Source organism: Streptomyces populi, assembly GCF_002911015.1.
GTDB classification, from domain to species: Bacteria; Actinomycetota; Actinomycetes; order Streptomycetales; family Streptomycetaceae; genus Streptomyces; species Streptomyces populi.
The window spans coordinates 23287-46524 of sequence record NZ_KZ626860.1 but is presented as its reverse complement, the minus strand read 5'-3'; the positions used below and the strand labels follow the sequence as shown (position 1 = coordinate 46524).

21 protein-coding genes are annotated in these 23238 nt (G+C 72.2%); 11 read left to right on the top strand and 10 right to left on the bottom strand.

Translation table 11 applies throughout. The annotated features are described in order from the left end of the window. Positions 1-4 precede the first annotated feature (4 nt). Together CW362_RS13560 and CW362_RS13555 are read right to left on the bottom strand one after the other, a co-directional pair. Positions 5-1870 carry an AAA family ATPase gene (locus tag CW362_RS13560; RefSeq protein ID WP_103549688.1) on the bottom strand — a complete coding sequence of 622 codons (1866 nt, stop codon included), beginning with the start codon at positions 1868-1870 and terminating at the stop codon, positions 5-7. A gap of 467 nt (positions 1871-2337) precedes the next feature. Beyond that, entirely contained in the window at positions 2338-2991 is a 654-nt protein-coding gene (locus CW362_RS13555) for a uridine kinase family protein (RefSeq protein WP_103549687.1), read from the bottom strand. Between the two features lie 230 nt (positions 2992-3221). Here CW362_RS13555 and CW362_RS13550 point away from each other — a divergent pair, with 230 nt between their 5' ends. The 6 genes from CW362_RS13550 (at position 3222) to CW362_RS13525 (ending at position 10034) form a co-directional block, all read left to right on the top strand. Continuing rightward, positions 3222-4178, top strand: coding sequence for a hypothetical protein (locus CW362_RS13550; protein ID WP_206300953.1), 957 nt, complete (start codon positions 3222-3224; stop codon positions 4176-4178). 50 nt (positions 4179-4228) lie between these two features. Beyond that, complete coding sequence (locus CW362_RS13545) at positions 4229-5770, top strand: amino acid permease (RefSeq protein ID WP_376451612.1); 1542 nt, start codon at positions 4229-4231, stop codon at positions 5768-5770. A gap of 190 nt (positions 5771-5960) precedes the next feature. Then, positions 5961-7313, top strand: a complete 1353-nt coding sequence (locus CW362_RS13540) for a peptidase C39 family protein (RefSeq protein ID WP_103549685.1) — start codon at positions 5961-5963, stop codon at positions 7311-7313. Between the two features lie 274 nt (positions 7314-7587). Then, complete coding sequence (locus CW362_RS13535; protein WP_103549684.1) at positions 7588-7740, top strand: SCO1431 family membrane protein; 153 nt, start codon at positions 7588-7590, stop codon at positions 7738-7740. Positions 7741-7903: 163 nt separating this feature from the next. Beyond that, a complete protein-coding gene (locus tag CW362_RS13530; RefSeq protein WP_103549683.1) occupies positions 7904-8563 on the top strand; it encodes a TetR/AcrR family transcriptional regulator in 660 nt (219 codons plus the stop codon). A 298-nt stretch (positions 8564-8861) separates the two neighbouring features. Next, complete coding sequence (locus tag CW362_RS13525; RefSeq protein WP_103549682.1) at positions 8862-10034, top strand: acyl-CoA dehydrogenase family protein; 1173 nt, start codon at positions 8862-8864, stop codon at positions 10032-10034. Here the strand turns inward: CW362_RS13525 and CW362_RS45605 are convergent. Continuing rightward, entirely contained in the window at positions 9997-10422 is a 426-nt protein-coding gene (locus CW362_RS45605) for a hypothetical protein (protein ID WP_162684061.1), read from the bottom strand. The genes CW362_RS13525 and CW362_RS45605 overlap by 38 nt on opposite strands. A gap of 351 nt (positions 10423-10773) precedes the next feature. After that, positions 10774-11208, bottom strand: a complete 435-nt coding sequence (locus tag CW362_RS13515; RefSeq protein WP_103549680.1) for a hypothetical protein — start codon at positions 11206-11208, stop codon at positions 10774-10776. A 268-nt stretch (positions 11209-11476) separates the two neighbouring features. Between CW362_RS13515 and CW362_RS13510 the strand changes: the two genes are divergently transcribed. The 4 genes from CW362_RS13510 (at position 11477) to fxsA (ending at position 15732) form a co-directional block, all read left to right on the top strand. After that, on the top strand, positions 11477-11917 hold the full coding sequence (locus CW362_RS13510) for an Lrp/AsnC family transcriptional regulator (protein ID WP_037621061.1): 441 nt from the start codon (positions 11477-11479) through the stop codon (positions 11915-11917). Positions 11918-12041: 124 nt separating this feature from the next. Beyond that, positions 12042-13658: an amidohydrolase gene (locus tag CW362_RS13505; RefSeq protein ID WP_103549679.1), complete on the top strand. Its 1617-nt coding sequence runs from the start codon at positions 12042-12044 to the stop codon at positions 13656-13658. Positions 13659-14195: 537 nt separating this feature from the next. Beyond that, a complete protein-coding gene (locus CW362_RS13500) occupies positions 14196-14990 on the top strand; it encodes a polyprenol monophosphomannose synthase (protein ID WP_103549678.1) in 795 nt (264 codons plus the stop codon). A gap of 175 nt (positions 14991-15165) precedes the next feature. Continuing rightward, the gene (gene fxsA / locus CW362_RS13495) at positions 15166-15732 is read left to right on the top strand and encodes an FxsA family membrane protein (protein ID WP_103549677.1); all 567 of its coding nucleotides are present in this window, start codon (positions 15166-15168) and stop codon (positions 15730-15732) included. 169 nt (positions 15733-15901) lie between these two features. Here fxsA and CW362_RS13490 read toward each other — a convergent pair whose 3' ends face one another. The 4 genes from CW362_RS13490 to yczE all read right to left on the bottom strand — a co-directional run bounded on the left by CW362_RS13490 (position 15902) and on the right by yczE (position 19416). After that, the gene (locus CW362_RS13490) at positions 15902-16276 is read right to left on the bottom strand and encodes an RNA polymerase-binding protein RbpA (protein WP_003977404.1); all 375 of its coding nucleotides are present in this window, start codon (positions 16274-16276) and stop codon (positions 15902-15904) included. Positions 16277-16532: 256 nt separating this feature from the next. Next, a complete protein-coding gene (locus tag CW362_RS13485) occupies positions 16533-17888 on the bottom strand; it encodes an MFS transporter (RefSeq protein ID WP_103549676.1) in 1356 nt (451 codons plus the stop codon). A gap of 41 nt (positions 17889-17929) precedes the next feature. Continuing rightward, positions 17930-18697: a glycerophosphodiester phosphodiesterase family protein gene (locus tag CW362_RS13480; protein ID WP_103549675.1), complete on the bottom strand. Its 768-nt coding sequence runs from the start codon at positions 18695-18697 to the stop codon at positions 17930-17932. After that, positions 18694-19416: a membrane protein YczE gene (yczE, locus tag CW362_RS13475; protein WP_206300951.1), complete on the bottom strand. Its 723-nt coding sequence runs from the start codon at positions 19414-19416 to the stop codon at positions 18694-18696. The genes CW362_RS13480 and yczE overlap by 4 nt, the downstream gene beginning before the upstream one ends. Before the next feature lie 63 nt (positions 19417-19479). Here yczE and CW362_RS13470 point away from each other — a divergent pair, with 63 nt between their 5' ends. Continuing rightward, positions 19480-20979: an SCO1417 family PLP biosynthesis transcription factor gene (locus tag CW362_RS13470; RefSeq protein WP_103549673.1), complete on the top strand. Its 1500-nt coding sequence runs from the start codon at positions 19480-19482 to the stop codon at positions 20977-20979. 410 nt (positions 20980-21389) lie between these two features. On the opposite strand, the gene CW362_RS13465 is transcribed toward CW362_RS13470, so the two are convergent. Both CW362_RS13465 and CW362_RS13460 read right to left on the bottom strand, forming a co-directional pair. Then, positions 21390-22970, bottom strand: a complete 1581-nt coding sequence (locus CW362_RS13465; RefSeq protein ID WP_103549672.1) for a hypothetical protein — start codon at positions 22968-22970, stop codon at positions 21390-21392. 38 nt (positions 22971-23008) lie between these two features. Continuing rightward, positions 23009-23203: a hypothetical protein gene (locus CW362_RS13460; RefSeq protein WP_103549671.1), complete on the bottom strand. Its 195-nt coding sequence runs from the start codon at positions 23201-23203 to the stop codon at positions 23009-23011. Positions 23204-23238: the final 35 nt, after the last annotated feature.

Sequence of the window (23238 nt, the reverse complement as noted above, 5' to 3'; positions counted from 1 at the left end):
TCTGTCACATGGCGGACGGATCCTGCGGGCCCCGGCCGGAGAGGACCTCCCCGTAGGCCTGCATGAGGTCGGGCAGACGCAGCGTCGACAGGTCGTCGCGCGACGGTGTGCCGGGGTATCCCGACAGCCGCAGATCGCGGTACGCGCAGCTCTTCTCGTACAGCGTGCGCAGGAAGCGGCCGTTGCCGAGCTCGTCGATCCAGCCCTGGTCGACGACGTGCCCGGCGATCGAGCGGAGCTCGTCCAGCGCCTCCTCGTCCCAGACGTCGCCGTTCTCGGCGGCCAGCACCTCGCCGATGGAGGTCAGTTCGAGGGGGCGGTAGGAGGGGAAGTCCACGCGGCTGGTGAAGCGCGAGGAGAGACCGGGGTTGGCGGCGAGCAGGCGGTCCATGCCCTCGGGGTATCCCGCGAGGATGACGACCAGGTGGTCCCGGTTGTCCTCGGCCCGCTTCAGCAGCACCTGGAGGGCCTCGTCGCCGTACGCGTCGCCCTTGCCGTAGCCGGAGTTGGACAGGGAGTACGCCTCGTCCACGAACAGGACGCCGCCGATCGCCGAGTCGATCAGCTCGTTGGCCTTCACGGCGGTCTGGCCGAGGTACTCGCCGACCAGGTCGGCCCGCTGGGCCTCGACCAGGTGGTCCCCGCCGAGCAGCCCGAGCGCGTAGAAGACCCGGCCGAGAATGCGGGCCACCGTGGTCTTGCCGGTGCCGGAGGGGCCGGAGAAGACGAAGTGCCGTTTCGGCGGCTGCACCGGCAGTCCCTGCCCGGTGCGCAGCCTGGCCATGTTCAGCTGTGCCGACAGCGCCTTGACCTGTCGCTTCACCGGCTCCAGGCCCACCATGCGCTCCAGCTCGGCGAGCGCCTCGTCGAGCAGGGCGGGGTCGGTCGGCCCCGCGGGCATCGGCTGCACCGGCACCGCGGCCTTCTCCCGGAAGCCGTCGGCCTGGACCGGCAGGGCACCGGGCGGCGACGGGTCGGGATCCGGGAGCCTCAGATCGCGTCCCTCGGTGCCGAACAGCGCGTCCATGCCGTCCGGGCCCTCCAGCACGTCCTGCCCGATCCCGGCGAGCGTGATCGCCGCGAGGTCGGCGGCGGTCTCGTCGTACCCGTCCCCCTCGGCGATGGCGGCGAGCCGCGCCGAGGTGTCCATGAAGGAGGGGTCGACCCGGTGCACCGCCCGGTACAGGGGCAGGGCCGCGGCGGAGCGTCCGGTGCCCTCGTGGGCGCGGGCCAGCCAGTACCGCAGCTCCTTGCGCTGCGGCTGCTCGCTGCGGCAGCGCATCAGGGCGGACGACAGCAGCGGCTCGGCCTGTCCGTACATCTCCAGCCGGACCCGTGCCATGCCGCCGAACAGGCCGGCCTCGATACCGAGCATGGGATCGTTGATCAGCGGATCGGTGTGCCGCACCAACTGCTCCCAGTCCTTCACCAGATAGGCGCGGCACGCGTGCAGGAACCGCACCTGGTGGTCCGCGTCGACCGGCGGCAGACCTGCCAACGCCCGGTCCAGTTCGGGGACATGACGGCCGTCGAGCCAGTGCGAGGCGTGCGCGAGCAGCAGGTCGCGCGGGCTCTCCAGCACCGGCTGGACCCACCAGCCCAGCCAGTACCAGGAGTTGAGGGTGCGTCGGTGGCGGGAGCGCTGCTCGCCGAAGCGGTCCCGGTGCCGGAACATCCGCAGCAGAGCGGTCGTCGTGTCCACCCGTAGCGCGTGCAGTCCGAGCCAGCCGTCCGCCATGCCGGGGTCCATCCGGACCGCGGCGCGGAACTCCTCCTCCGCCTGCGGGTAGGCGCCCATCGTGTAGGCGTCCACGCCTCGCAGCCAGGCGAGGTCGGCCGGGGCCTCGGGGCCCTGCGTGCCGAAGTCCATCACGTCCCCCACAAACCGTGCCCCCGATGATCGGGAAGTGCCTCGCGGATCAGGACATCCCCTTGCCGCCGGGCCGGTGCCCGTCGGCAGCTCTGGTCGAACGACTGTGCCGCGGACGGGAGTTGAAGCGGTGCGGCAGAGCAGCCGTCCGAAAGCCGCACCGAGAGGCATGGTACCCGCGGTCGACGGGCCTGCCGAAGGGTGCCGCACGGCCCGTTCCACGAGGTGGGAGCGGACGGGGCGCACTGCGGACAGTGACCCAGGGTGAGCGAATCACGCTGCGGGGTGTCCGGAAAGAGAGGGTGTGGGCAGAACGAAGCCCCCGATCACGGGGGAACAACCGGGGGCTTCGCGACTGCGGGCGGTTCCCGAAGGGCCGCTGCTTCAGAACGTAAGACCTGTACGGCCCCCTGGTCAAGCGGAGTTGGGGCACCGAGGCAACTTCTCCGGAGTGGGTCTTCGCGACTTCAGCACACTGCGGACGGTCCATCACGGTGAGTGATGAGCTGGTCCGGTCCAGACGTCCCGGCAGGCCCTGGCAGCACCTCGTACCCCTCGCGACACTGCCGCACCACGAGGTCCGCGAACGGCCGTGTGGGGTCCTCGGCGAAGTGCCGGCGCTCGGCGCGGACCCATCCGTCCCAGAAGTCGCTCTGCGCCCGGCCGTCCCGCCGCCGCCCCCGCGCCCAGGCCTGCTCGTGCGGCAACTCCATCCACAGGACGCGCGCGAGCCACGGGCGCAGCGCACGGCGTCCGGCTCCGACGCCCTCGACGAGCACCACGGGCGCGGCCGGCAGTTCGCGGACCGGTCCGAACTCCCGGGCGGTCCAGTCGTAGGGGGCGTACCGCGCCGTCTCGCCGCGCCCGAACGGTTCGATCACCCGGCTCAGCAGGCGCCCGGTCCAGCCGAAGAGTTCCTCGTGGGTGGCGATGTCGTCGAGGTGCAGTACGGGCGCGCCGCCCAGGGCCGCCGCCAGTGACCCGGTGAACGTGGTCTTTCCGGAGCCGGCGTGGCCGTCCACGCCGATCAGCCGGACGGGCCCGCAGGAGGGTGGCAGCCGCAGCAGCCGCGAGGCGAGGTCGTGAATGGGGTTTCCCGGGGTGAGGCGCGGGGTGGGCATAGTCCTGGGGAACATTCTATCGAGGCGCCGCCCACAGCGGATCCATGGGTTCAGGATGGTGTCGTATTGAACCATTCGCTGAACAATCCTCAAGAACTTCACGGACTCGCTCCCCAAATTCCCGACCCCGCGGAACCAGGTATTTCGGATAAGGCGTTCCGGTACTCGGAGATGCTGAGTAGGGTTCCTGTTGCGGAACGGCGAAGTCGTACGGGGACGGACAGGGGAAGATGGCCGCGGGATTATTCGAGGGACAGTATGTGTGGCATCCGGCGGCCGACGACCGCACTCTCGCGAGCGTCTGCACGGACGTCAGAGCGGGCCGCTATCTGAGCGCCCACCAAGCTCTTGAGGAAACCCGCTCCCACTACGGATTACGGGCCCACCGTTCCCTGGTCCTCGCCTCCGAGGCCGCCGACTCCGACCTCGCCGAACGCTGGCTGGCGGAGGAGCAGACCCCCGAGTCCGCCCTGATGTGGGCCCGCGTGGCCGTGCTGCGGGCACTGCGCGCGGCCGACGCCAAGGACGACCGGGCCGAGGCGCTGGAGCGCATAGCGCTGACCGCCTGCGACCGGGCCGCGGTGATGGACCGGGCCGATCCCACGCCCTGGGTCGCCCGGTTGTCCATGGCCCGGCTGCACGACCTGCGCGACTCGGCCCCGGAGGGGCTGCTGACCCGGCCTCCGGGCCCCTGGCGCCTGTTCTCGCACGTCCTGCGCCTCGACCCCTGGAACCGTGAGGGCCACCACCGGTTCCTGGCGTTCTTCTTCACGCGCTACGGCGGCTCCGTGAACGCCGCCTGGGACGTCGCCGCCTTCCTGAGCCAGCGCGCCCCCGCCACCTCGCCGCTGCGACTGCTGCCGCTGGTGGCCCTGGTGGAGAGCTACAACCCCACGCAACTGCTGGTCGACCGCACCTGGGAGCAGCCGCAGTGGCGTTCCACGGCGCTCGCGATCTACCAGAACTGGCTGCCGGAAGTGGCCGGATACCGCTTCACGCCGGTGCTCGACCTGGCGTACCTGGCGCACGCGCTCTTCATGGCGCAGCGCGAGTTCGAGGCGCGCGCGGTGTTCATGGCCATGGGGCCGTACGCCTGCCGCATGCCGTGGAGCGTGTTCGGCGAACCCGAGGAGCAGCTCTCCCGCGCCCGCCGCGCCTGCGGCCTGCCCGTGCCGGGGGCCGGCTGACCGCCGGCCCTCCCCGTCGTCCCGAACCACCCCCGAGAGAAAGGTCAGCCGTGTCAGAGCGAATAACGGCCCCGGGTCGGAGAACCGGTCCCGGAAAGGATTCCGTCACCTTCGACGACGACGCCACGCTTCACGCGATGGGATATCCGAGAAAACTCACCCGTCGATTCCAGGCGTTCGACAATTTCGCGATCTCCTTCACCATCATCAATATTATTTCCGGTATCTTCTCGTCCTTCGGTTTCGGAATGAACGCCGGCGGCCCGCGCATTCTCGTGTTCGGCTGGATCGGCGTCTCCGTGATGGTGCTCTTCATCGGTGCCGCGATGGCGGAAGTGGCTTCCGCCTATCCGACCAGCGGGGCGCTCTATTTCTCCGCCGGCAAGCTCGCCAAGCGGCACAAGGGTGCCTGGTCCTGGTACACGGGGTGGCTGAATTTCGTGGGTCAGGTGGGGGGCACGGCGGCCACCGGGTACGCGGCCGCCACCTTCATCCAGGCGTTCGTCGCCCTGCAGTGGGACTCGTACCGTCCGACCGCTGAGCAGACGGTCCTCATCACGGCACTGATCATCGTGCTCCAGGGTTTGGCCAATACCTACACGGTCCAGCTGGTCGCCGTGCTGAACCGGATCTCCGTGTGGTGGCTCCTGATCGGGCTCGTAGTGATCGTGAGCACACTCGTCGTGATGCCCGACGACCATCAGTCGGCCTCGTTCGTCACTCATTTCGCGAACAACACCGGCTTCACGAACGGGATTTACGGAGGGATGCTCGGTCTGCTGGTCACGAGCTGGACCTTCACGGGCTTCGACGGCAGCTTCCACATGTCCGAGGAAACGGTGCGGGCCACGGTCAACGCGCCGAAGGGGATCACCCGTTCGATAGGCTATTCGGCGATCACCGGGCTCGTCCTGATGCTCGCCCTCGTGTACAGCATTCATGATTACGACCGGGTCGCCGGCTCCTCGGCGCCGCCCGTGCAGATCCTCATCGACGGACTTGGCATGGGCATGGCTAAATTCATCCTGCTCATCGTGATCGGCTCCATGCTCTTCTGCGGGCTGGCCAACCTGACCAGCAACACCCGGCAGATCTTCGCCTTCTCCCGCGACGGCGCGATGCCGGGCTCGCGCTGGTGGCACTCCGTCTCGCCGCGCACCCGCACGCCCGTCAAGGCCGTCTGGCTGGCGGTCGCCTGCTCGCTGGCCCTCGTCCTGCCCGGATGGTGGTCGCACACCGCCTTCACGGCCATCGTCAGCGTCAACGTCGTCGGACTCTTCCTCGCCTACGCCGTGCCGGTCTTCCTGAGGCTGCGGCTCGGTGACGAGTTCCAGCCCGGCCCCTGGAACCTGGGCCGCTGGAGCAAGCCCGTCGGCTGGGTGGCCGTGACCTGGATCCTCGCCAGCAGCGTGCTCTTCATGCTGCCCCAGGTCTCGCCGATCACCGGGGACAACTTCAACTACGCCTCGATCGCCCTGGCCGTGGTGCTGACCGTCGCGACGGTGTGGTGGTTCGCCACGGCGCGCCGCCGCTTCCAGGGTCCCGTCAGCTACGGCCGCCCCGACGAGGTCGCCGCCATGGACCTCGTCTGATCACCCCTCAGCCCCGGCCCCGGCACCCGCCGGGACCGGGGCGTCCCAGGTCATGTCAGTGGTCCCGACCAATATTGGTGGGCGCGGCACGGGCCGAAGTGCTGGCAGAAGTCGCCCACCGGCGTCCATAGTTGGCGCACGACAGAGCATTGGGCCCGCCCGTTCCGGACACCCTGGGGGTTCTCCACCCATGAGCAGAGCCGAACAGCCGTCCCGCAGAACCGTCCTGGCCGCCGCGGTCGCCGCGGCGGCGGTGGGGGCCGCGGGTCCCGTGGCCGCCGCCGCCCCGGCCCGCCGGACCGGACCTCCCGGAGGTCTCGTCGACAACCGCGCCTGGACCTCGTACAGCGACTGGCGTGCGGGCAGCGCGGCGGGCACGCGTGCCACCCGGGGCGCCCGTCCCGGCCTGGTGATCGCCGCCCCGGCCGGCACGACGGACTACACCGATCCCCACACCGGCAGGACGGCCACCTGGGAGTACGCGACCTGGACCTCTCCGGTCCACCGGCTCCCGGTCCCCGCCACGGAGGCCATCGCCTCCTGGAACGCCCACACCCCGGCCGGCACCTGGCTCCAGGTCGAGCTGACCGGAACGTACTCCGACGGCACGGACACGCCCTGGTACGTGATGGGCCGCTGGGCCTCCGGCGACCAGGACATCCGGCGCACCTCCGTGGACGACCAGACCGACGGCCGCAGCACCATCTGGACGGACACCTTCTCCATCGACGACGCCGCCTCCGGCCTGCGCCTCGTCTCCTACCGGCTGCGCCTGACCCTCTACCGCGCCCCGGGTTCCAAGGTCACCCCCACCGTGTGGCGCCTCGGGGCGATGGGCTCCGACATCCCGGACCGCTTCACCGTCCCCGCCTCGGTCCCGGGCCTCGCCCAGGAACTGAACGTCCCGCGCTACTCGCAGGAGATCCACGCCGGCCAGTACCCGGAGTACGACAACGGCGGCGAGGCCTGGTGCAGCCCCACCTCCTCGCAGATGATCATCGAGTACTGGGGGCGCAGGCCCACCGCCGGGCAGCTCGCCTGGGTCGACCCCTCGTACGCCGACCCGCAGGTGTGCCTCGCGGCCCGTTCCACCTACGACTACCAGTACGCCGGCTGCGGCAACTGGCCCTTCAACGCCGCCTACGCGGCCACGTACAAGGACCTCCAGGGCGTGGTGACCCGGCTCGGCTCGCTGACCGACCTGGAGACGCTGATCGCCGCGGGCATCCCGGCCATAACGTCCCAGTCGTTCCTCAAGTCCGAGCTGACGGGAGCGGGTTACGGTACCTCGGGCCACCTCATGACGGTCGTGGGGTTCACCGCGGACGGCGACGTGATCGCCAACGACCCGGCCTCGCCCGGCGACGACGCGGTGCGCAGGGTCTACAAGCGCTCCGAGTGGGAGAACATCTGGCTGCGGACCAAGCGCTACAACGCCTCCGGGAAGGTCGTCTCCGGCACCGGCGGGGTCTGCTACCTGTACTTCCCGGCGCACCCCTCGGCGCGGCAGCGCAAGGCGCTCGCGGCGGTGGGCGTCCGGTGACGCGGGGGGCGGGCCCCCGGCCGGCGGGGCCCGCCCGCGGGAGAGCTTCCGTCCGGCCGGTGTCTGCCCGCAGGGGGATTCCGGCCGGGCCGTGTGACGAGACGCACACGCGGTGCGCTCCGGAGGGAATCCGGCGGGGCGAGGGGCCGGCCGGGCCGCGGACGTGACCTGGGTCTCTACCGGTGACGGCGGTTCCGGTGGCAAGGTGGTCGGGTCGGTGGGGAGCCGACGGGAGGCGGGGGACACCACCGCACCACTACGTCAGCGAGATGCCATGACCGCGAGCTCCGCCACCGCCTTCCGGCCGCGCGCCCGTACCCGTACCGGAGGTCCCTGGGACGACGGCCCGAAGATCCTCGAACACGTCCTGGGCTGGATCTTCGTGGTGGTCGTGGCCATGCTGGTGACGCGGCTCGGCCTTCTCTGAGAGGGCCCTGCCCGGGACCCGAGGCGGGCTCCCTGGCGTTCACGGACGGCCGGGAGCCGTCGTTCGTCCTGTGCCGACGGGTGCCGATCGCCCCCGGATGACGGTCGGCACGGTTCTGCCATACTGCGCATGTTCCGTCGGCAGTTGGAGACCAGGGCCGGAATTGAATAATAGTCAACAGCGTGAGGTCGACCGTCCCCGTGCGCGGGGCACCGACCGCTCACTGGCGCGTCGCGCCGAACTCATCGCCATCGGAAGGAAGTTGTTCGCCGACACGTCGTACGACGCGCTGTCGATGGATGACATCGCACGACAGGCGCATGTCGCCAAGGGGCTGATCTACTACTACTTCAAGTCCAAGCGCGGCTACTACCTCGCCATCGTCGAGGACTCGGTCGCGGATCTGGTCTCCCGGGCCGCCGACGGTCTGGAGCTCCCCGGGGTGGAGCGGGTCCAGCGCACGATCGACGGCTATCTCCGTTACGCCGAGCACAACCAGGCCGCCTACCGCACGATCATCGCGGGTGGCGTGGGCTTCGACGCCGAGGTGCAGGCGATACGCGAGGGCGTGCGCGAGGCGATCGTCGCGACGATCGCCGAAGGGGCGTACGGCAAGGGCAAGGTCGGACCGCTGCCGCGCGTCGCCCTGCTCGGCTGGCTGCACGGCGTGGAGGGGGCCACCCTCGACTGGATCGACCACCCCGTGCTGCCGCGCGACACGATGCGCGAACTGCTGGTGAAGATGCTGGGGGGCGCGATGCGTGCCGTCGAGGAGCTCGACCCCTCCTACGCGGCCCCGCCCGACGCCCGGCGGGACGACTGACGGAACGGTATGAGGACTAGACCACCCTGTCAATGGTTCGGACCAATCGCGCGCCCCTGGGTGGACGGCGGTGATCCGGTGGGCGTGCCCCTTCGGCGGGCGGCCGGGATCCGATGGGCGCGTCCTGTCGGCGTCCGGCGCGGCCGTGCCTCCGTTCGGGCGTACTCCCGGCGCCACGGCCGTCGTTCACCGGGTTTCGTGAGCCCGGCCGGGAGCATCGGCGGGGCCAGGTGAGACCCGGCGCCGCCGCCCCCGGGCGGGCGTCCGTCGTCGTACCCGAACAGGGAGGAGCGTCGCCGTGCCCGATCGCGCCCCGCAGCCGGTGGACCGTCAGCTGCCCACGGACGAGGCCCGGGACCTGATCTCGCTCGTCCGCGACATCGCGCGGCGCGAGATCGCCCCGAGGGCGGCCGAGGAGGAGGACGCCGGGCGTTTTCCGCGCGAGGTCTTCGGGCTGCTCTCGCGGTCCGGACTGCTCGGACTGCCGTACGACCCCGCCCACGGTGGCGGCGGCCAGCCGTACGAGGTCTACCTCCAGGTCCTCGAAGAACTCGCCATGGCCCGTCTCACCGTGGGCCTCGGCGCCAGCGTCCACACCCTCGCCTGCCACGCGCTGGCGGACTACGGGACCGAGGAGCAGCGGGCCCGGCACCTGCCCGCGATGCTCGGCGGCGGCCTGCTCGGCGCGTACTGCCTCTCCGAGCCGTCCTCGGGTTCCGACGCCGCCTCGCTGCGGACGAAGGCGGTACGGCAGGGGGACGAGTGGGTCGTCACCGGCACCAAGGCGTGGACCACGCACGGCGGGGTGGCCGACTTCTGCACGGTGTTCGCGCGGACCGGCGGCGAGGGCCCGCGCGGTATTACCGCCTTCCTGGTGCCCGGCGACGCCGAGGGGCTGAGCGCTTCGCCGCCCGAGCGGAAGATGGGCATGAAGGGCTCGCCGACCGCTCAGGTCCACTTCGACGGAGTGCGGGTCGCCGACGCCCGCCGCCTCGGCGACGAGGGCCAGGGCTTCGCCATCGCGCTGTCGGCGCTCGACTCCGGGCGGCTCGGCATCGCGGCCTGCGCGACAGGGGTGGCCCAGGCCGCGCTGGACGAAGCCGTCGCGTACGCCACGGAACGGCGCCAGTTCGGCGGACGGATCGCGGACTTCCAGGGGCTTCGTTTCCTGCTCGCGGACATGGCCACCCGGGTCGAGGCCGGCCGGGCGCTCTGCCTGGCCGCCGCCCGGTTGCGCGACGCCGGGCGGCCCTTCTCCAAGCAGGCGGCCATGGCGAAACTGCTGTGCACGGACGGGGCGATGAAGGTCACCACGGACGCCGTCCAGGTCCTGGGCGGGTACGGGTACACCGCCGACTTCCCGGCCGAGCGGTACATGCGGGAGGCGAAGGCGCTGCAGATCGTCGAAGGCACCAATCAGATCCAGCGCATGGTCATCGCGCGGCACCTCGTGGGTCCCGGGACGGGCTGAGGCCGTCGCGCGGGTCCGCGTCCGTGCCGAACTCCCCCCGGGGATCCGCGCCCGCGCGGAACTCGTGCCGAGGGTCCCGGGGCGCGTCGAAGTGTCCGTCCTCGCGCGGGTCCCGGCCCGGGGCGAAGCGTTCCTCCCCCCGCGCTTCCGTGAGCGCGCCGAACTGCCCGTACCCGTACATCACCGACGGCGCCGCCAGGCGTACCCACTCGGGGTCGTGGCGCCCCGGCAGTGTGCGGCCCCGATCGGCCCAGGCGCGCATCAGGGCGCGGTAGATGGGCGGATCCTGGACCGGCGGGGGTGGTGGCGGTGCCCAGTGAACCGATTGCACCGGAGCCGGGACGAGGATCCGGCGCCGGTGCCCGGTCGCGGAAGGTGTGGGGCTCATACCGGGGCAACGTGCGGGCGGGCGGACAGGTCACCCGCACGTGGAATCGGGTGTGTGTTCGCGGCGGGACCCCCGCGAGGTCCGCGGGGGAGCGCTCCGTCCGGCCTTCTGCGCCCGCCTGACGGGCCGTCGGTTCCGTCGTCGGGGTGCGTGTCCCCCCGGATCGCGCCGGCTGTCTGCACCGCGGCGCACGACCGTCATGCCGGGTCCGCCCGCCGACGGGTGCGCTCCGGCGAGGCGAGGATCTCCCCGGCCCCGGACGCGCCGGTCCCGCACCACGGCAGCCCACGGGCCGTGGTGCGGGGTGGTTGCGGAAGCGGACCGGACGTCACCGACGGACGCGGCGACCGGTCAGGCGGCGCGCCGCAGCTCGTGGACGCGCATCGGGATCGAACCCGGACCGCCCACGTGGGAGAACGGCTGCATGCGCCAGTCGAGCCCCTGAGGGAGCGTCAGCAGGAGGGCGGTGTCCTGCTGCTGGAGTTCCGCGGTGTCGTCCGCGGACCGCGTCTCGGCGGCCGCGCGCCCCGTGCCCGAGCAGACGGTGAGTCCGAACGGGTTCCACGGGGAGGCGCACAGGGCGTGCTCCGGCAGGACCTCCTCGTCCGCCAGCAGCGCGATGGGCTGCGCGCAGTCCGGGCAGATGACCCGGTACATCTCGAAGGTGTCGTACGCGTCGAACTCGTCACCGTCCAGGGCGTCGGGTTCGACACCCTCCGGCTCGGGTTCGAGAACGGCCTGCTGCCGCTTGGGTGCGGTACGACCAGGGCGCTTAAGACTCTGCATGGGATTCTCCCCCTCGGGTGGGCCGACAAGGCGCTGCGACCTCGACCACAGCAAGCACTTCCCGCCCCGTCTCCGGGGTAATCACGCGAACATCGCGGACCCGGTTGCATCCGTGTGTCCTTCGTCACATGCCGCCCGCAGGTGCCCGGCCCCGGCGGAATTCTGTCGGCCGGGTGGCGCGCGACCGGGACCGGGCACATCACAAAGCGGTCATGACCTGCACCGCTGAGGTGTCCCGGGGGATCGGCGGCCTGTAGGTTCTTGCGCCATGGAGGAGCTGGACCGACAGATCGTGCAGCTGCTCGTCGCAGACGGGCGGATGAGTTACACCGACCTGGGCAAGGCCACGGGCCTGTCCACGTCCGCCGTGCACCAGCGGGTGCGCCGCCTCGAGCAGCGCGGCGTCATCCGGGGCTATGCCGCGGTCGTGGACCCGGAGGCCGTCGGGCTGCCCCTGACCGCCTTCATCTCGGTGAAGCCGTTCGACCCCAGCGCCCCCGACGACATCGCCGAACGCCTCGCGGGCGTACCGGAGATCGAGGCCTGCCACAGCGTCGCGGGCGACGAGAACTACATCCTCAAGGTACGCGTCTCGACCCCGCACGAGCTCGAGGAACTCCTCGGGCGGCTGCGGGCGCTCGCGGGTGTGTCGACGCGCACCACGGTCGTCCTGTCGACACCGTACGAATCCCGCCCGCCCCGCATCTGAGGGACCCGCAGGGTCACCGACCCCCGGCCCGCGGCCCGTCCGGACGGGCGGCCTCCCCGGCCGCCCCGCCGTGTCGCCCCGCCCCGGGCGACGACCGGCCGCCGGCAGGCGCGAGACTGTTCCCATGAGTGAGAGCACCGCCCCGTCGGACACCGTGCTGCTGCGCGGTGGAGAAGTCCACAGCCCCGCCGACCCCTTCGCCACCGCCATGGTCGTGGAACGGGGCCATGTCGCCTGGGTCGGCTCGGAAGGAGCCGCCGACGCCTTCGCGGGCGGCGTCGACGAGGTCGTGGACCTCGAAGGCGCCCTGGTCACCCCGGCGTTCACCGACGCGCACGTGCACACCACCGCCACCGGGCTCGCGCTCACCGGCCTCGACCTGTCCGACGCGCCGTCGCTGGAGGCGGCCCTCGTCCTCGTGCGCGAGTTCGCCGCCGCCCGTCCGGCCGACCGGGTGCTGCTCGGCCACGGCTGGGACGCGGCCCGCTGGCCCGGCGGCCGGCCCCCGGCCCGCACCGAACTCGACGCCGCGACCGGCGGACGGCCGCTCTACCTCTCCCGCATCGACGTGCACTCCGCCGTGGCCACCAGCGCGCTCCTGGACCTGGTCCCCGGTGTCACGGCGCTCGCCGGGTACGCACCCGACGGTCCCCTGACCCGCGACGCCCACCACGCCGTGCGTGCCGCGGCCCTCGGCGCGATCGGCGCCGAGCAGCGCACGGAGGCCCAGCGCGCCGCGCTCGCCCACGCGGCCTCGCTCGGCATCGGCTCCGTGCACGAGTGCGCGGGACCCGAGATCTCCTCCGAGGACGACTTCACCGGACTGCTGCGGCTCGCCGCCGAGGAGCCCGGACCGAGGGTCGTCGGCTACTGGGCCGACCGCGACGTCGAGAAGGCGCGGGCCCTGGGTGCCGTCGGCGCGGCCGGCGACCTGTTCGTCGACGGCTCCCTCGGCTCCCACACGGCCTGTCTGCGCGAGTCGTACCTCGACGCGGACCACACGGGCGTCGCCCACCTCGACGCGGACGCCGTCGCCGCGCACGTGGTCGCCTGCACCGAGGCGGGCCTCCAGGCGGGCTTCCACGCGATCGGGGACGCCGCGGTGACCTCGGTGGTCGAGGGCGTCCGCGCCGCCGCCGAGAAGGTCGGCCTGGCGCGCGTGCGCGCCGCCCGGCACCGCGTCGAGCACGCCGAGATGCTCACCCCGGAGACCGTCGCGGGCTTCGCCGAGCTCGGCCTCACCGCCTCCGTGCAACCCGCCTTCGACGCCCTGTGGGGCGGCGAGGACGGCATGTACGCCCAGCGGCTCGGGGTCGAGCGGGCCAGGGAGCTCAACCCGTTCGCGGCCCTGCTGCGCGCCGGCGTGCCGCTGGCCTTCGGTTCCGACAGCCCCGTGACCCCGCTCGACCCGTGGGGCACCGTGCGTGCGGCGGCCTTCCACCGCACGCCCGGGCACCGGGTGTCCGTGCGGGCCGCCTTCACGGCCCACACGCGGGGCGGCTGGCGGGCCGTCGGACGGGACGACGCGGGCATCCTGGTTCCGGGAGCGCCCGCGGACTACGCGGTGTGGCGCACCGGCAGCCTCCTCGTGCAGGCTCCCGACGACCGGGTCGCGCGCTGGTCCACCGACCCCCGATCCGGCACTCCCGGACTGCCGGATCTGACCCCCGGCGGTGACCTTCCCCTCTGTCTGCGCACGGTGGTCGGCGGACGGACGGTGTTCGTACGGCCCAACGAGTGATGTCCCGGGGTGCCAGGGACGGGTCAGGGCCCGGCACCCCGTCGTTCGACCTGCGTGTCCTCGGCGCTGACCTGCGCTTTGCCGGAAAGGTGCAGATCAAGCCAGTGTTGACAGCCGACCGCAGGGGGCGGGTAGGTTCGGCCGGGTCCACCACCGGACGGCCGGCCGGGGAACTTCCGCACGGCCTCGCGGCGCCGCTGGGTCAGGGGTGGTGCGCCGCACCGGTGCACCGCCGCCGGGAGCCAGGCCCAGCGCGGGCGCCGCGAGGAGATGGAACGTTCCGACACGTCGGCAGGTGCGACCCGGGTGGGGCCCGGACGTCCAGTAGACAACGGCTTTCGGTCGACCCGCAGCCAGCGGGTCCCGGGCCGGCCCGAAGGGCGCCGGGCCCCGATCCGCAGGACGCGTTTCCCGCCACGGAGTGTCCGTCTTACCCGCCTCTTGGTGAATCGACACCCCCGTAGGCATGCTGCGACGCAACAGCGCAGGCTGGGCGCACTATGGTGGACCTCTGCGTACGGATACGAAGGGGCAGCAGTGAACGACGGCGACGGGACCCTCGCGGCGGAAGCCCAGGGGAGGCGGTTCGGCCCGCTCGGCACGGCCTTGGTGATCATTCCGACCTACAACGAGGCGGAGAACATCAAGAAGATCGTCGGCCGGGTGCGATCCGCCGTGCCCGAGGCGCACGTTCTGGTGGCGGACGACAACAGCCCCGACGGCACGGGCAAGCTGGCCGACGAGCTGGCGGCCGACGACGAGAACGTCCAGGTCCTCCACCGCAAGGGCAAGGAAGGGCTCGGTGCCGCCTACCTCGCCGGGTTCCGCTGGGGCCTGGAGCACGGTTACGGCGTCCTCATCGAGATGGACGCCGACGGCTCGCACCAGCCGGAGGAACTTCCCCGCCTGTTGACCGCGCTCAAGGGCGCCGACCTGGTGCTCGGCTCGCGTTGGGTGCCGGGCGGCCGCGTGGTGAACTGGCCCAAGTCCCGTGAGTTCATCTCGCGCGGCGGCAGTCTCTACTCCCGTGTCCTGCTCGACGTGCCGATCCGGGACGTGACCGGCGGCTACCGCGCCTTCCGCCGGGAGACCCTCGAAGGCCTCGGCCTCGGCGAGGTCGCCTCCCAGGGCTACTGCTTCCAGGTCGACCTGGCCCGCCGCGCGGTGAAGGCCGGCTACCACGTCGTCGAGGTCCCGATCACCTTCGTCGAACGCGAGCTGGGCGACTCCAAGATGAGCCGCGACATCATCGTCGAGGCGCTGTGGCGCGTCACCACGTGGGGCGTGGGCGAGCGCGTCGGCCGCATCACGGGCCGCCGCAAGCAGTCCTGACGCCGTCCCGGCACCGCGCGGGCCCACCGGCTCTCCCGACGACAGGACGGGCCGGCGGGCCCGCGCCGCCGCCGGGGCCGGCGAGCGGTGCCGTCACGCCGGGGGCGGCGGTCCGGCGGCAGGGATTGAGCGTCCGCTTATCCCGAACAGAGGCGGGCCCAGGCACACTGGGAGCATGACGACAGGCGTTCCGACCCCCGCTCCCTCCCGTCCGCGGCGCTCGCGGCCGCGCACCTTCCTGCCGCTCGGTGTCGCGGTGTGGCTGGTGCTGGAGATCTGGCTGCTGACGCTCGTCGCGCACGCCACGAGCGGCTTCACGGTGTTCCTGCTGCTGGTCGCCGGGTTCGTCCTCGGCTCCGTGGTCATCAAGCGGGCCGGCCGCCGCGCCTTCCGGAACCTGAGCCAGACGCTCCAGCAGGCGCAGGGCGGTGCGGCGTCCCCCGGCGACGGCGGCCGGGGCAACGGCCTGACGATGCTCGGCGGCCTGCTCCTGATGATCCCGGGCCTGATCTCCGACGTGATCGGCCTGCTCCTGCTGGTCCCGCCGGTCCAGAAGGGCGTCAGCCGCTACGCGCAGGGCGCCTTCGAGCGCAGGATGCGGCTGGCCGCCCCCGGTTCCGTCGGCGACGCCTTCCAGCAGGCCCGTATCCACCGCCCCGACGGCAAGGTGGTCCAGGGCGAGGTCATCAGGGAGGAGACCCCGAGCGAGCCCGGCGGCCACTATCCGCCCCTGAACCGCTAGCCACCACTCCGGCGGGAGCCGGGCCGCGTCACGGCCCGGCGCCCGCCGGAACCGCGCCCGCCGGAACCGGACCGTCGTCACCGCAACGCACGAGACCGCGGGACCCGTACCTGGAGTACGGTGCCCGCGGTCTCGGCGTGCGGTGTATGCCGCTCGACCCTCGAAGAGGTCAGGCGGACTTGCGGCTGTCCCGCGGATGCACCGCGATGTTCATCGCGCCGGAGCGCAGGACGGCCAGGCGCTCCTCGAGGACCTCTTCGAGCTCCTCTCGGGTGCGCCGCTCCATCAGCATGTCCCAATGTGTACGCGCGGGCTTGGCCTTCTTTTCCTCAGGGCCGTCGCCGTCCACCAGGAGTGCCTGCGCCCCGCAGACCTTGCACTCCCACTCCGGCGGGATCTCCGCCTCGACCGAGAAGGGCATCTCAAAGCGGTGCCCCTTCTCGCATGCGTACTCCACGGCCTGGCGCGGGGCCAGGTCGATGCCGCGGTCCGTCTCGTAGCTGGTCACCACGAGGCGCGTGCCGCGAAGAGCTCGCTCACTCATGAATCGTGCCTCCCGGGCTTGTCGCCCACAGGACAGGTGTCGCTGTCGTCGTCATCCGGTCAACGTCCGGTCGGCGGTAAAGATTCCCGTTGATGGGTCATGCGTCGCCGTCGTAGCCGCCCCTTGTTGTACCCACCGTCGCCCGGTTTGTCACATCTGGCATCAGATGTCACCCAACGCTTCAGTATCATTGACGCGCAGTAACGGTACGCCAGGCAGGCCAAACGCGTACACTACCGCTCTTTGGCCCCGGACGCTAAATCCTCTCGGGTACGGGATTGCCCGCGTCCCGCACCGCCTGGCGCACCGGGACCCGGGCGAGCAGGACGAAGCCGATGACGAAGAAGGCCACGAGCGAGACGATCGCGTCCCTGTAACTTCCCGTCAGCTGGTAGGTCAACCCGAACAGCAGCGGGCCGAGCCAGCTCATCCCGCGGTCGCTCATCTCGTACGCCGAGAAGTACTCGGCCTCCTTGCCGCTCGGCACGAGGTGCGAGAACAGGGAGCGCGAGAGCGCCTGGCTGCCGCCCAGGACCAGACCGATGCCGGACGCGAGGACGAAGAACCACACGGGCGCGCCCGCGGGCAGGAAGTACCCGGCGGCGAGGGTGAGCGTCCAGGCGACGAGCGATCCGAGAATGGTGCGTTTGGCGCCGTACGCGCGGGCCAGTCGGCCCATGCCCAGTGCGCCCGCGACCGCGAGCACCTGCACCAGGAGTACGGCCGTGATCAGGGTCGACTGGCTGAGCCCCAGTTCCTCGGAGCCGTAGACCGAGGCCTGCGAGATGACCGTCTGGATGCCGTCGTTGTAGATGAGGTAGGCGAGCAGGAAGGACAGCGTGAGGGGCTGGCGGCGCATGTCGCGCACCGTGGCGGCCAGCTGCCGCCATCCGTGCGCGGACGGCCGTCCGGGGGAGTCGGACGGCGCCCGGCGGTCACGCAGCCGCTTCAGCGGTACGAGGGTGAAGGCGCCCCACCAGACACCCGCCGAGGACAGACAGATGCGCACCGCCGTCGACTCGGAGACGCCGAAACTGTCATGGGCCGTGAACAGGACCAGGTTGGCCACCAGGACCACCGATCCGGCCGCGTAGCCGAAGGCCCAGCCCCGGGAGGAGACGGCGTCGCGTTCCTCGGGCGGGGCGATCTGCGGGAGGTAGGAGTTGTACAGGACCATCGACACGGCCAGCGAGGCGTTCGCGACGATCAGCAGCAGCCCGCCCAGCAGGTAGCGGTCGCCGTCCAGGAAGAACATGCCCGTGGTGGCTGCTGCGCCCAGATAGGCGGCCGCCGCGAGCAGCGGCTTCTTGCGGCCCGTGCGGTCGGCGGCGGCGCCCGCCATCGGCATCACGACGATCGACAGGATGACCGAGGCGGAGACCGCGTACGCGAAGAAGGAACCGGCGCGGACCGGTATCCCGAGCGGGTGGACGAACCCGTCCGCGTCCGCCGCGTGCTTGGCCACCGCCGTCAGGTAGGGGCCGAGGAACACGGTGAGCACGCTCGTCGAGTAGACGGAGCAGGCCCAGTCGTAGAAGTACCAGCCGCGCTGTTCTCGCCGGCGCTCCGCGGCCTCGTCGGCCGCCCCCGCCCGCACGGTGTCGGTGCTCACCCGTGCCCTCGCTTCCCCGTGAACGGACCGCGCGAGGAGGCTCAGAACCAGGTGCCCCGGTCTTCCAGGACCTTGCGCAGTGTGTCGATGTGATCGGTCATGATGCCATCGACCCCCAGGTCCAGCAGCCGGTGCATGCGTTCCGATTCGTTTACGGTCCACACGTGCACCTGGAGCCCGCGCGCGTGGGCGGCCCGCACGAACCGGCGGTCGACCACCGGCACCCCCGACTGCGTCTCGGGAACCTGGGCCGCGATCGCGGAGCGGCGCACCGCGGCCGGCACGCCCCAGGAGCGCAGCCGCAGGTTGAGCACCCCCCGGGTGCCGAACGAGGTCGCGAGGCGCGGTCCGGCCAGGTGCTGGGCGCGGGTCACGCGGGCCTCGGAGAACGAGCCGACGCAGATCCGGTCCCAGGCGTCGGTGCGGCCGATCAGGTCGAGCAGCGGCAGGAGCGCGGGTTCCGCCTTGACGTCGATGTTCCAGCGCGTCTCGGGGAACTCCTCGAGCAGTTCCTCGAAGAGGGGGACCGGCTCCTTGCCCGCCACGCGCGCCTGGCGCACGTCGTCCCAGGGGAGGTCGGCGATCCTGCCCGCGCCGTCGGTCACCCGGTCGAGGGTCGTGTCGTGGAAGGCGACCAGCCTGCCGTCCGCCGTGGCGTGCACGTCGGTCTCGATGTAGCGGTATCCGGCGTCCACCGCCCGACGGAACTGCGCCAGGGTGTTCTCCAGGCCGTCCGCGGACCCGCCGCGATGCGCGAAGGGGATCGGGCCGGGATGGTCGAGGTAGGGGTGAAGGGTGCGGGTGCTCACCCGGGCAGTATGGCGCGCTCGGGTTGACCCGGGGCGACAACGGCGCTGACGACCGGTGCCGGCCGGGCGGCGAACACCCGCAGGAAGAGCTGGGCCAGGGGGCCGATGGCCACGGCGTAGAGCACCGTGCCGACGCCGACCGTGCCGCCGAGCGCGAAGCCGGTCGCGACGACGGCCACCTCGAGGACCGTGCGCACCAGACGGACCGAGCGGCCCGTACGCCGGTTCAGTCCCGTCATCAGACCGTCGCGGGGACCCGGGCCGAAGCGGGCGGAGATGTAGAGGCCCGTGGCCACGCCGTTCAGCACGACGCCCGCCACCAGGAGCGGGATCCGCAGGGCCAGGGAGCGGACGTCCGGCACCAGCGCGAGCGTGCCGTCCATGGCGAGGCCGACCACGAAGACGTTCGAGACGGTGCCGAGGCCCGGCCGCTGGCGCAGCGGGATCCACAGGAGCAGCACCGCCGCGCCCACGACGATCGACACCACGCCGATCGTCAGGCCGGTCAGCTCGGCGAGACCCTGGTGCAGCACGTTCCACGGCTCCAGCCCGAGACCCGCCTCCACGAGGAGCGCCGAGCTCGCGCCGTACAGGGCGAGGCCGGCGTAGAGCTGGACGAGACGGCTGGGGAGCCGCCCGGGACCGGGAGCCCCGGCGGGTGCGGAGTCGGAGCGTGTGGACACGTGATGCCCCCCAGTGGTGGTAGTGGCCTGGCGCATGACACTCTGTGGCTTGGGAACTGGCTTCAACCATGGCCAATTCGGGGAAGGTGGACTGGAATCATGGCGCAGTGGACTTCAGCGGTGGGGGCCGCGCAGCTGGCCCGGCTCCTCAACTCCCAGCAGGAGCGGCCCGCCGGGCAGGGGACCCGGCGCCCGCCCGCCTATCGTGCCCTCGCCGACGGGGTGCGGTTGCTCGTGCTCGAAGGACGGGTGCCGGTCGCCGCGCGGCTGCCCGCCGAACGGGAGCTGGCCCTCGCCCTGTCGGTCAGCCGTACGACCGTCGCCGCCGCCTACGAGGCCCTGCGGGCGGAGGGCTTCCTGGAGTCGCGCCGCGGAGCCGGCAGCTGGACCGCGGTCCCCGCCGGGAACCCGCTGCCCGCGCGCGGTCTGGAACCGCTGCCGCCCGAGACCCTCGGTTCGATGATCGACCTCGGCTGCGCGGCGCTGCCCGCGCCGGAGCCGTGGCTGACCCGGGCCGTGCAGGGCGCGCTGGAGGAACTGCCGCCGTACGCGCACACGCACGGCGACTACCCCGCGGGCCTTCCCGCGCTGCGCGCCATGCTCGCCGAGCGGTACACGGCACGCGGCATCCCGACCATGCCCGAGCAGATCATGGTGACCACGGGCGCGATGGGCGCGATCGACGCGATCTGCCATCTCTTCGCGGGCCGCGGTGAGCGCATCGCCGTCGAGTCCCCCTCCTACGCCAACATCCTCCAGCTCATGCGGGAGGCCGGCGCCCGGCTGGTGCCCGTCGCGATGGCCGAGGGACTGGCCGGCTGGGACATGGACCGCTGGCGCCAGGTCCTGCGTGACGCCGCGCCCCGGCTCGCGTACGTCGTCGCCGACTTCCACAACCCCACCGGCGCGCTCGCCGACGAGGACCAGCGGCGCGGGCTCGTGGAGGCGGCGCGCTCGGCGGGCACCGTCCTCGTCGTCGACGAGACGATGAGCGAGCTGCACCTGGACGAGGGGCTGGAGATGCCGCGCCCCGTGTGCGGCTTCGACCCGGCCGGCTCGACCGTGATCACCGTGGGCTCGGCGAGCAAGGCCTTCTGGGCGGGCATGCGGATCGGCTGGGTGCGGGCCGCCCCCGACGTCATCCGCAGCCTGGTCGCCGCGCGCGCCTACGCCGACCTCGGCACGCCCGTGCTGGAACAGCTCGCCGTGAACTGGCTGCTCAGCACGGGGGGCTGGGAGGAGGCCGTCGGTGTCCGGCGCGACCAGGCCCGGGAGAACCGTGACGCCCTCGTCGCGGCCGTCCGCAGGGAGCTGCCCCGATGGGAGTTCTCCGTGCCGCGCGGCGGTCTCACCCTGTGGGTGCGCACCGGCGGTCTGTCCGGGTCGCGGCTGGCCGAGGTCGGCGAGCGCGTGGGCGTACGGGTGCCCTCCGGGCCCAGGTTCGGGGTGGACGGCGCCTTCGAGGGGTACGTGCGGCTGCCGTTCACCGTGGGCGGCGCCGTCGCGGACGAGGCGGCGACCCGGCTGGCAGCGGCCGCCCGGCTGGTGGAGACCGGCGCGAGCGGAGGGGGCGAGGGGCCCCGGACGTTCGTGGCGTAGCCGTACGAGCGGCCCGGGAACGCACACCGGGGGAGCGGAGCCCGCTTGCCGGAACACCGGACGGGCCCGGTCGCCCGCGCGTTGAGCGGAGTCGGTTGCCGGGACACCGGTTGAGCCCGGTTGCCTGCGTGCCGGCCGAGCCCGGTTGCCGGCACGCCTGGCGGGCTCGGCCGCCGGGGCGCGGTTGAGTCCGGCCATCCGTATGTCGGACGGGTCGGTTGCCTGCGTGTCGGCTGAGGCCGGTCGCCTGTACGTCGGGTGGGCCCGGTCGCCTGCATGTCGGGCGGGGGCGGGATTCGGTGTGGCCGATCGGCTCGGTCGCTTGCACGTCGGGCGGGCCGGGTTCCGGCCCGCCCGGTGTCCGTGTGCCGGCCCCGGGGGCGTGCCCTGTCCTCCGTGCGCCTCTTCGGCTATCCCTCCGCCACCGCGACCCCGGCCACCCCGGCGGCCTCGGAGGGCGCCTGCTCCGCCGCGTCCGCCGGGGTCGTCCGTTCCGGCAGCAGATCGAGCACCGCCCGCCGCTGTGCCTCGCTGGTGGCGTTGTCGTAGGGGTCCGGCGTCGCGGGGACCTGGAGACGCAGGACGGGGCCGGTGCCCAGGCGTGCGTAGCCGCGGCCGGGCGGCACGTTCCGGGTCGGGGTGGTGTGCGGGGGCGCGCCCAGGACCTCTTCGAGCTGCGCGGCCGATGCGGGGCCGAGCACCACGCGCGCGCGGGTGTGCTGACGTACCGCGTCGCCGATGAAGTCGAGGTTCTCGAGGTGCTCGGCGACCACGACCGTGACGCCTGCGGCACGGCCGTGCCGCAGGGGGATCTGGAGCAGCGACTGGGGGTCCTCGCGTCCGTCGGCGGCGGCCAGATGGCCGAGCGCGCTCGGCCGGTCCAGCAGGATCCACAGCGGGTTCCTGATGTCGTCGGGGGCGGGATGCCCGGCCTGGCGGGCGCGGTTCGCGGCGATCAGCCGTCGCTCGGTCTCGTGCGCCGCCCACTCCAGACTGGCGAGCGCCCCGCCCGTCGAGCACTCGACGGCCAGGACGCCCTCCCGCCCGGTCAGACACGCGTACTCGCCGGTGCCCCCGCCGTCGACGACGACGACATCGCCGTACCGGAGGGTTTGCAGGGCGATGGAGCGCAGGAGGGTGGTCGTACCGGTGCCCGGTTCGCCGGTGATCAGAAGATGCGGCTCGGTGGAGCGGGCGCCCGTGCGCCAGACGACCGGGGGGACGTCGCGCCGCTCCTCGCCGTGGGTGAGGGGGAGCGTGCGCTGGACGTCGGCCGGATCGGTGAACCCGAGGACCGTCTCGCCGGGCGCGGTGACGAAACGCTGGGCGGCGATGTCGGTGGGCAGGGGCGGAAGGACCGTGACGGTGAGTTCGTTGCCCTCCTCGTCCCAGTCGAAGTGGTACTCACGGCCACGGCCCGACTTGGCGTGCAGGAGCTGCTCGATGCGGGCGCGGGAGTCCGCTTCGCCGTCCGTGAAGTACGCCGGGTAGTGGATGAGCAGACGGGAGATCCGCCCGTCGTCGTCGAAGTCGTACGAGGAGAAGACCTTCTCCCAGTCGCCGTCGTGGGCGTACAGGGGAGCGGGGTCCTCGGCCGCGGAGAAGTACGGGACGAGCGCCTCGTAGAGGGACTGGAGGCGTCCGGTCTGCGCCTCGTCCGGGCCGGTCGCGGGCGGTGGGGTGCGCTCGCGACCGGCCCAGGCCGCCGCCGCCATCAGACCGATGACGGCGAGCAGAGGTCCGTACGGCACCAGAGCCACGATCAGGATCACCGAGGCCGCCAGGAACAGCAGCGGCCCGCGCCGGTCCTTGGGGGTGGCGGCCCACCTGCGCCGCCCGGCGGCTGCCAGCCGGCGCAGTCCACGGGTGACCGTGATCAACGGGTGGAGGACGTCGGTGGCGCTGTCGGCCGCCGTCCGGGCCAGCTCCCGGCTCTTGGCGATCTGCGTGGTGCCGTTGCTGAGGATGCGGGGGAGAGGGCGCCGGGCCACTGCTGTCTCCTGGAGGTGCGTACGAGGTGGGGACGTCGTCAGAACTTGATCCCGCCGAGGAGGCCGGCCAGGCTCTCCCCGCCGGCCTTGATGCTCGGCGCGATGGCCGTGCTCGCGAGGTAGAAGCCGAAGAGCGCGGCCACGAAAGCGTGCGACGCCTTCAGTCCGTCCTTCTTGAAGAAGAGGAAGACGATGATGCCGAGAAGGACGACGCCTGACATGGACAGAATCATTTGAGCTCTCCTGGTTCGTGGGGACGGTCACCATG

What these genes read in the sequence shown, in the direction of transcription:
- CW362_RS13560 (WP_103549688.1), bottom strand. Translation starts at nt 1,870, where the DNA reads ATGGACTTCGGCACGCAGGGCCCCGAGGCCCCGGCCGACCTCGCCTGG.
- CW362_RS13555 (WP_103549687.1), bottom strand. Translation starts at nt 2,991, where the DNA reads ATGCCCACCCCGCGCCTCACCCCGGGAAACCCCATTCACGACCTCGCC.
- CW362_RS13550 (WP_206300953.1), top strand. Translation starts at nt 3,222, where the DNA reads ATGGCCGCGGGATTATTCGAGGGACAGTATGTGTGGCATCCGGCGGCC.
- CW362_RS13540 (WP_103549685.1), top strand. Translation starts at nt 5,961, where the DNA reads ATGAGCAGAGCCGAACAGCCGTCCCGCAGAACCGTCCTGGCCGCCGCG.
- CW362_RS13535 (WP_103549684.1), top strand. Translation starts at nt 7,588, where the DNA reads ATGACCGCGAGCTCCGCCACCGCCTTCCGGCCGCGCGCCCGTACCCGT.
- CW362_RS45605 (WP_162684061.1), bottom strand. Translation starts at nt 10,422, where the DNA reads ATGAGCCCCACACCTTCCGCGACCGGGCACCGGCGCCGGATCCTCGTC.
- CW362_RS13515 (WP_103549680.1), bottom strand. Translation starts at nt 11,208, where the DNA reads ATGCAGAGTCTTAAGCGCCCTGGTCGTACCGCACCCAAGCGGCAGCAG.
- CW362_RS13510 (WP_037621061.1), top strand. Translation starts at nt 11,477, where the DNA reads ATGGAGGAGCTGGACCGACAGATCGTGCAGCTGCTCGTCGCAGACGGG.
- CW362_RS13505 (WP_103549679.1), top strand. Translation starts at nt 12,042, where the DNA reads ATGAGTGAGAGCACCGCCCCGTCGGACACCGTGCTGCTGCGCGGTGGA.
- fxsA (WP_103549677.1), top strand. Translation starts at nt 15,166, where the DNA reads ATGACGACAGGCGTTCCGACCCCCGCTCCCTCCCGTCCGCGGCGCTCG.
- CW362_RS13490 (WP_003977404.1), bottom strand. Translation starts at nt 16,276, where the DNA reads ATGAGTGAGCGAGCTCTTCGCGGCACGCGCCTCGTGGTGACCAGCTAC.
- yczE (WP_206300951.1), bottom strand. Translation starts at nt 19,416, where the DNA reads ATGCGCCAGGCCACTACCACCACTGGGGGGCATCACGTGTCCACACGC.
- CW362_RS13470 (WP_103549673.1), top strand. Translation starts at nt 19,480, where the DNA reads ATGGCGCAGTGGACTTCAGCGGTGGGGGCCGCGCAGCTGGCCCGGCTC.
- CW362_RS13460 (WP_103549671.1), bottom strand. Translation starts at nt 23,203, where the DNA reads ATGATTCTGTCCATGTCAGGCGTCGTCCTTCTCGGCATCATCGTCTTC.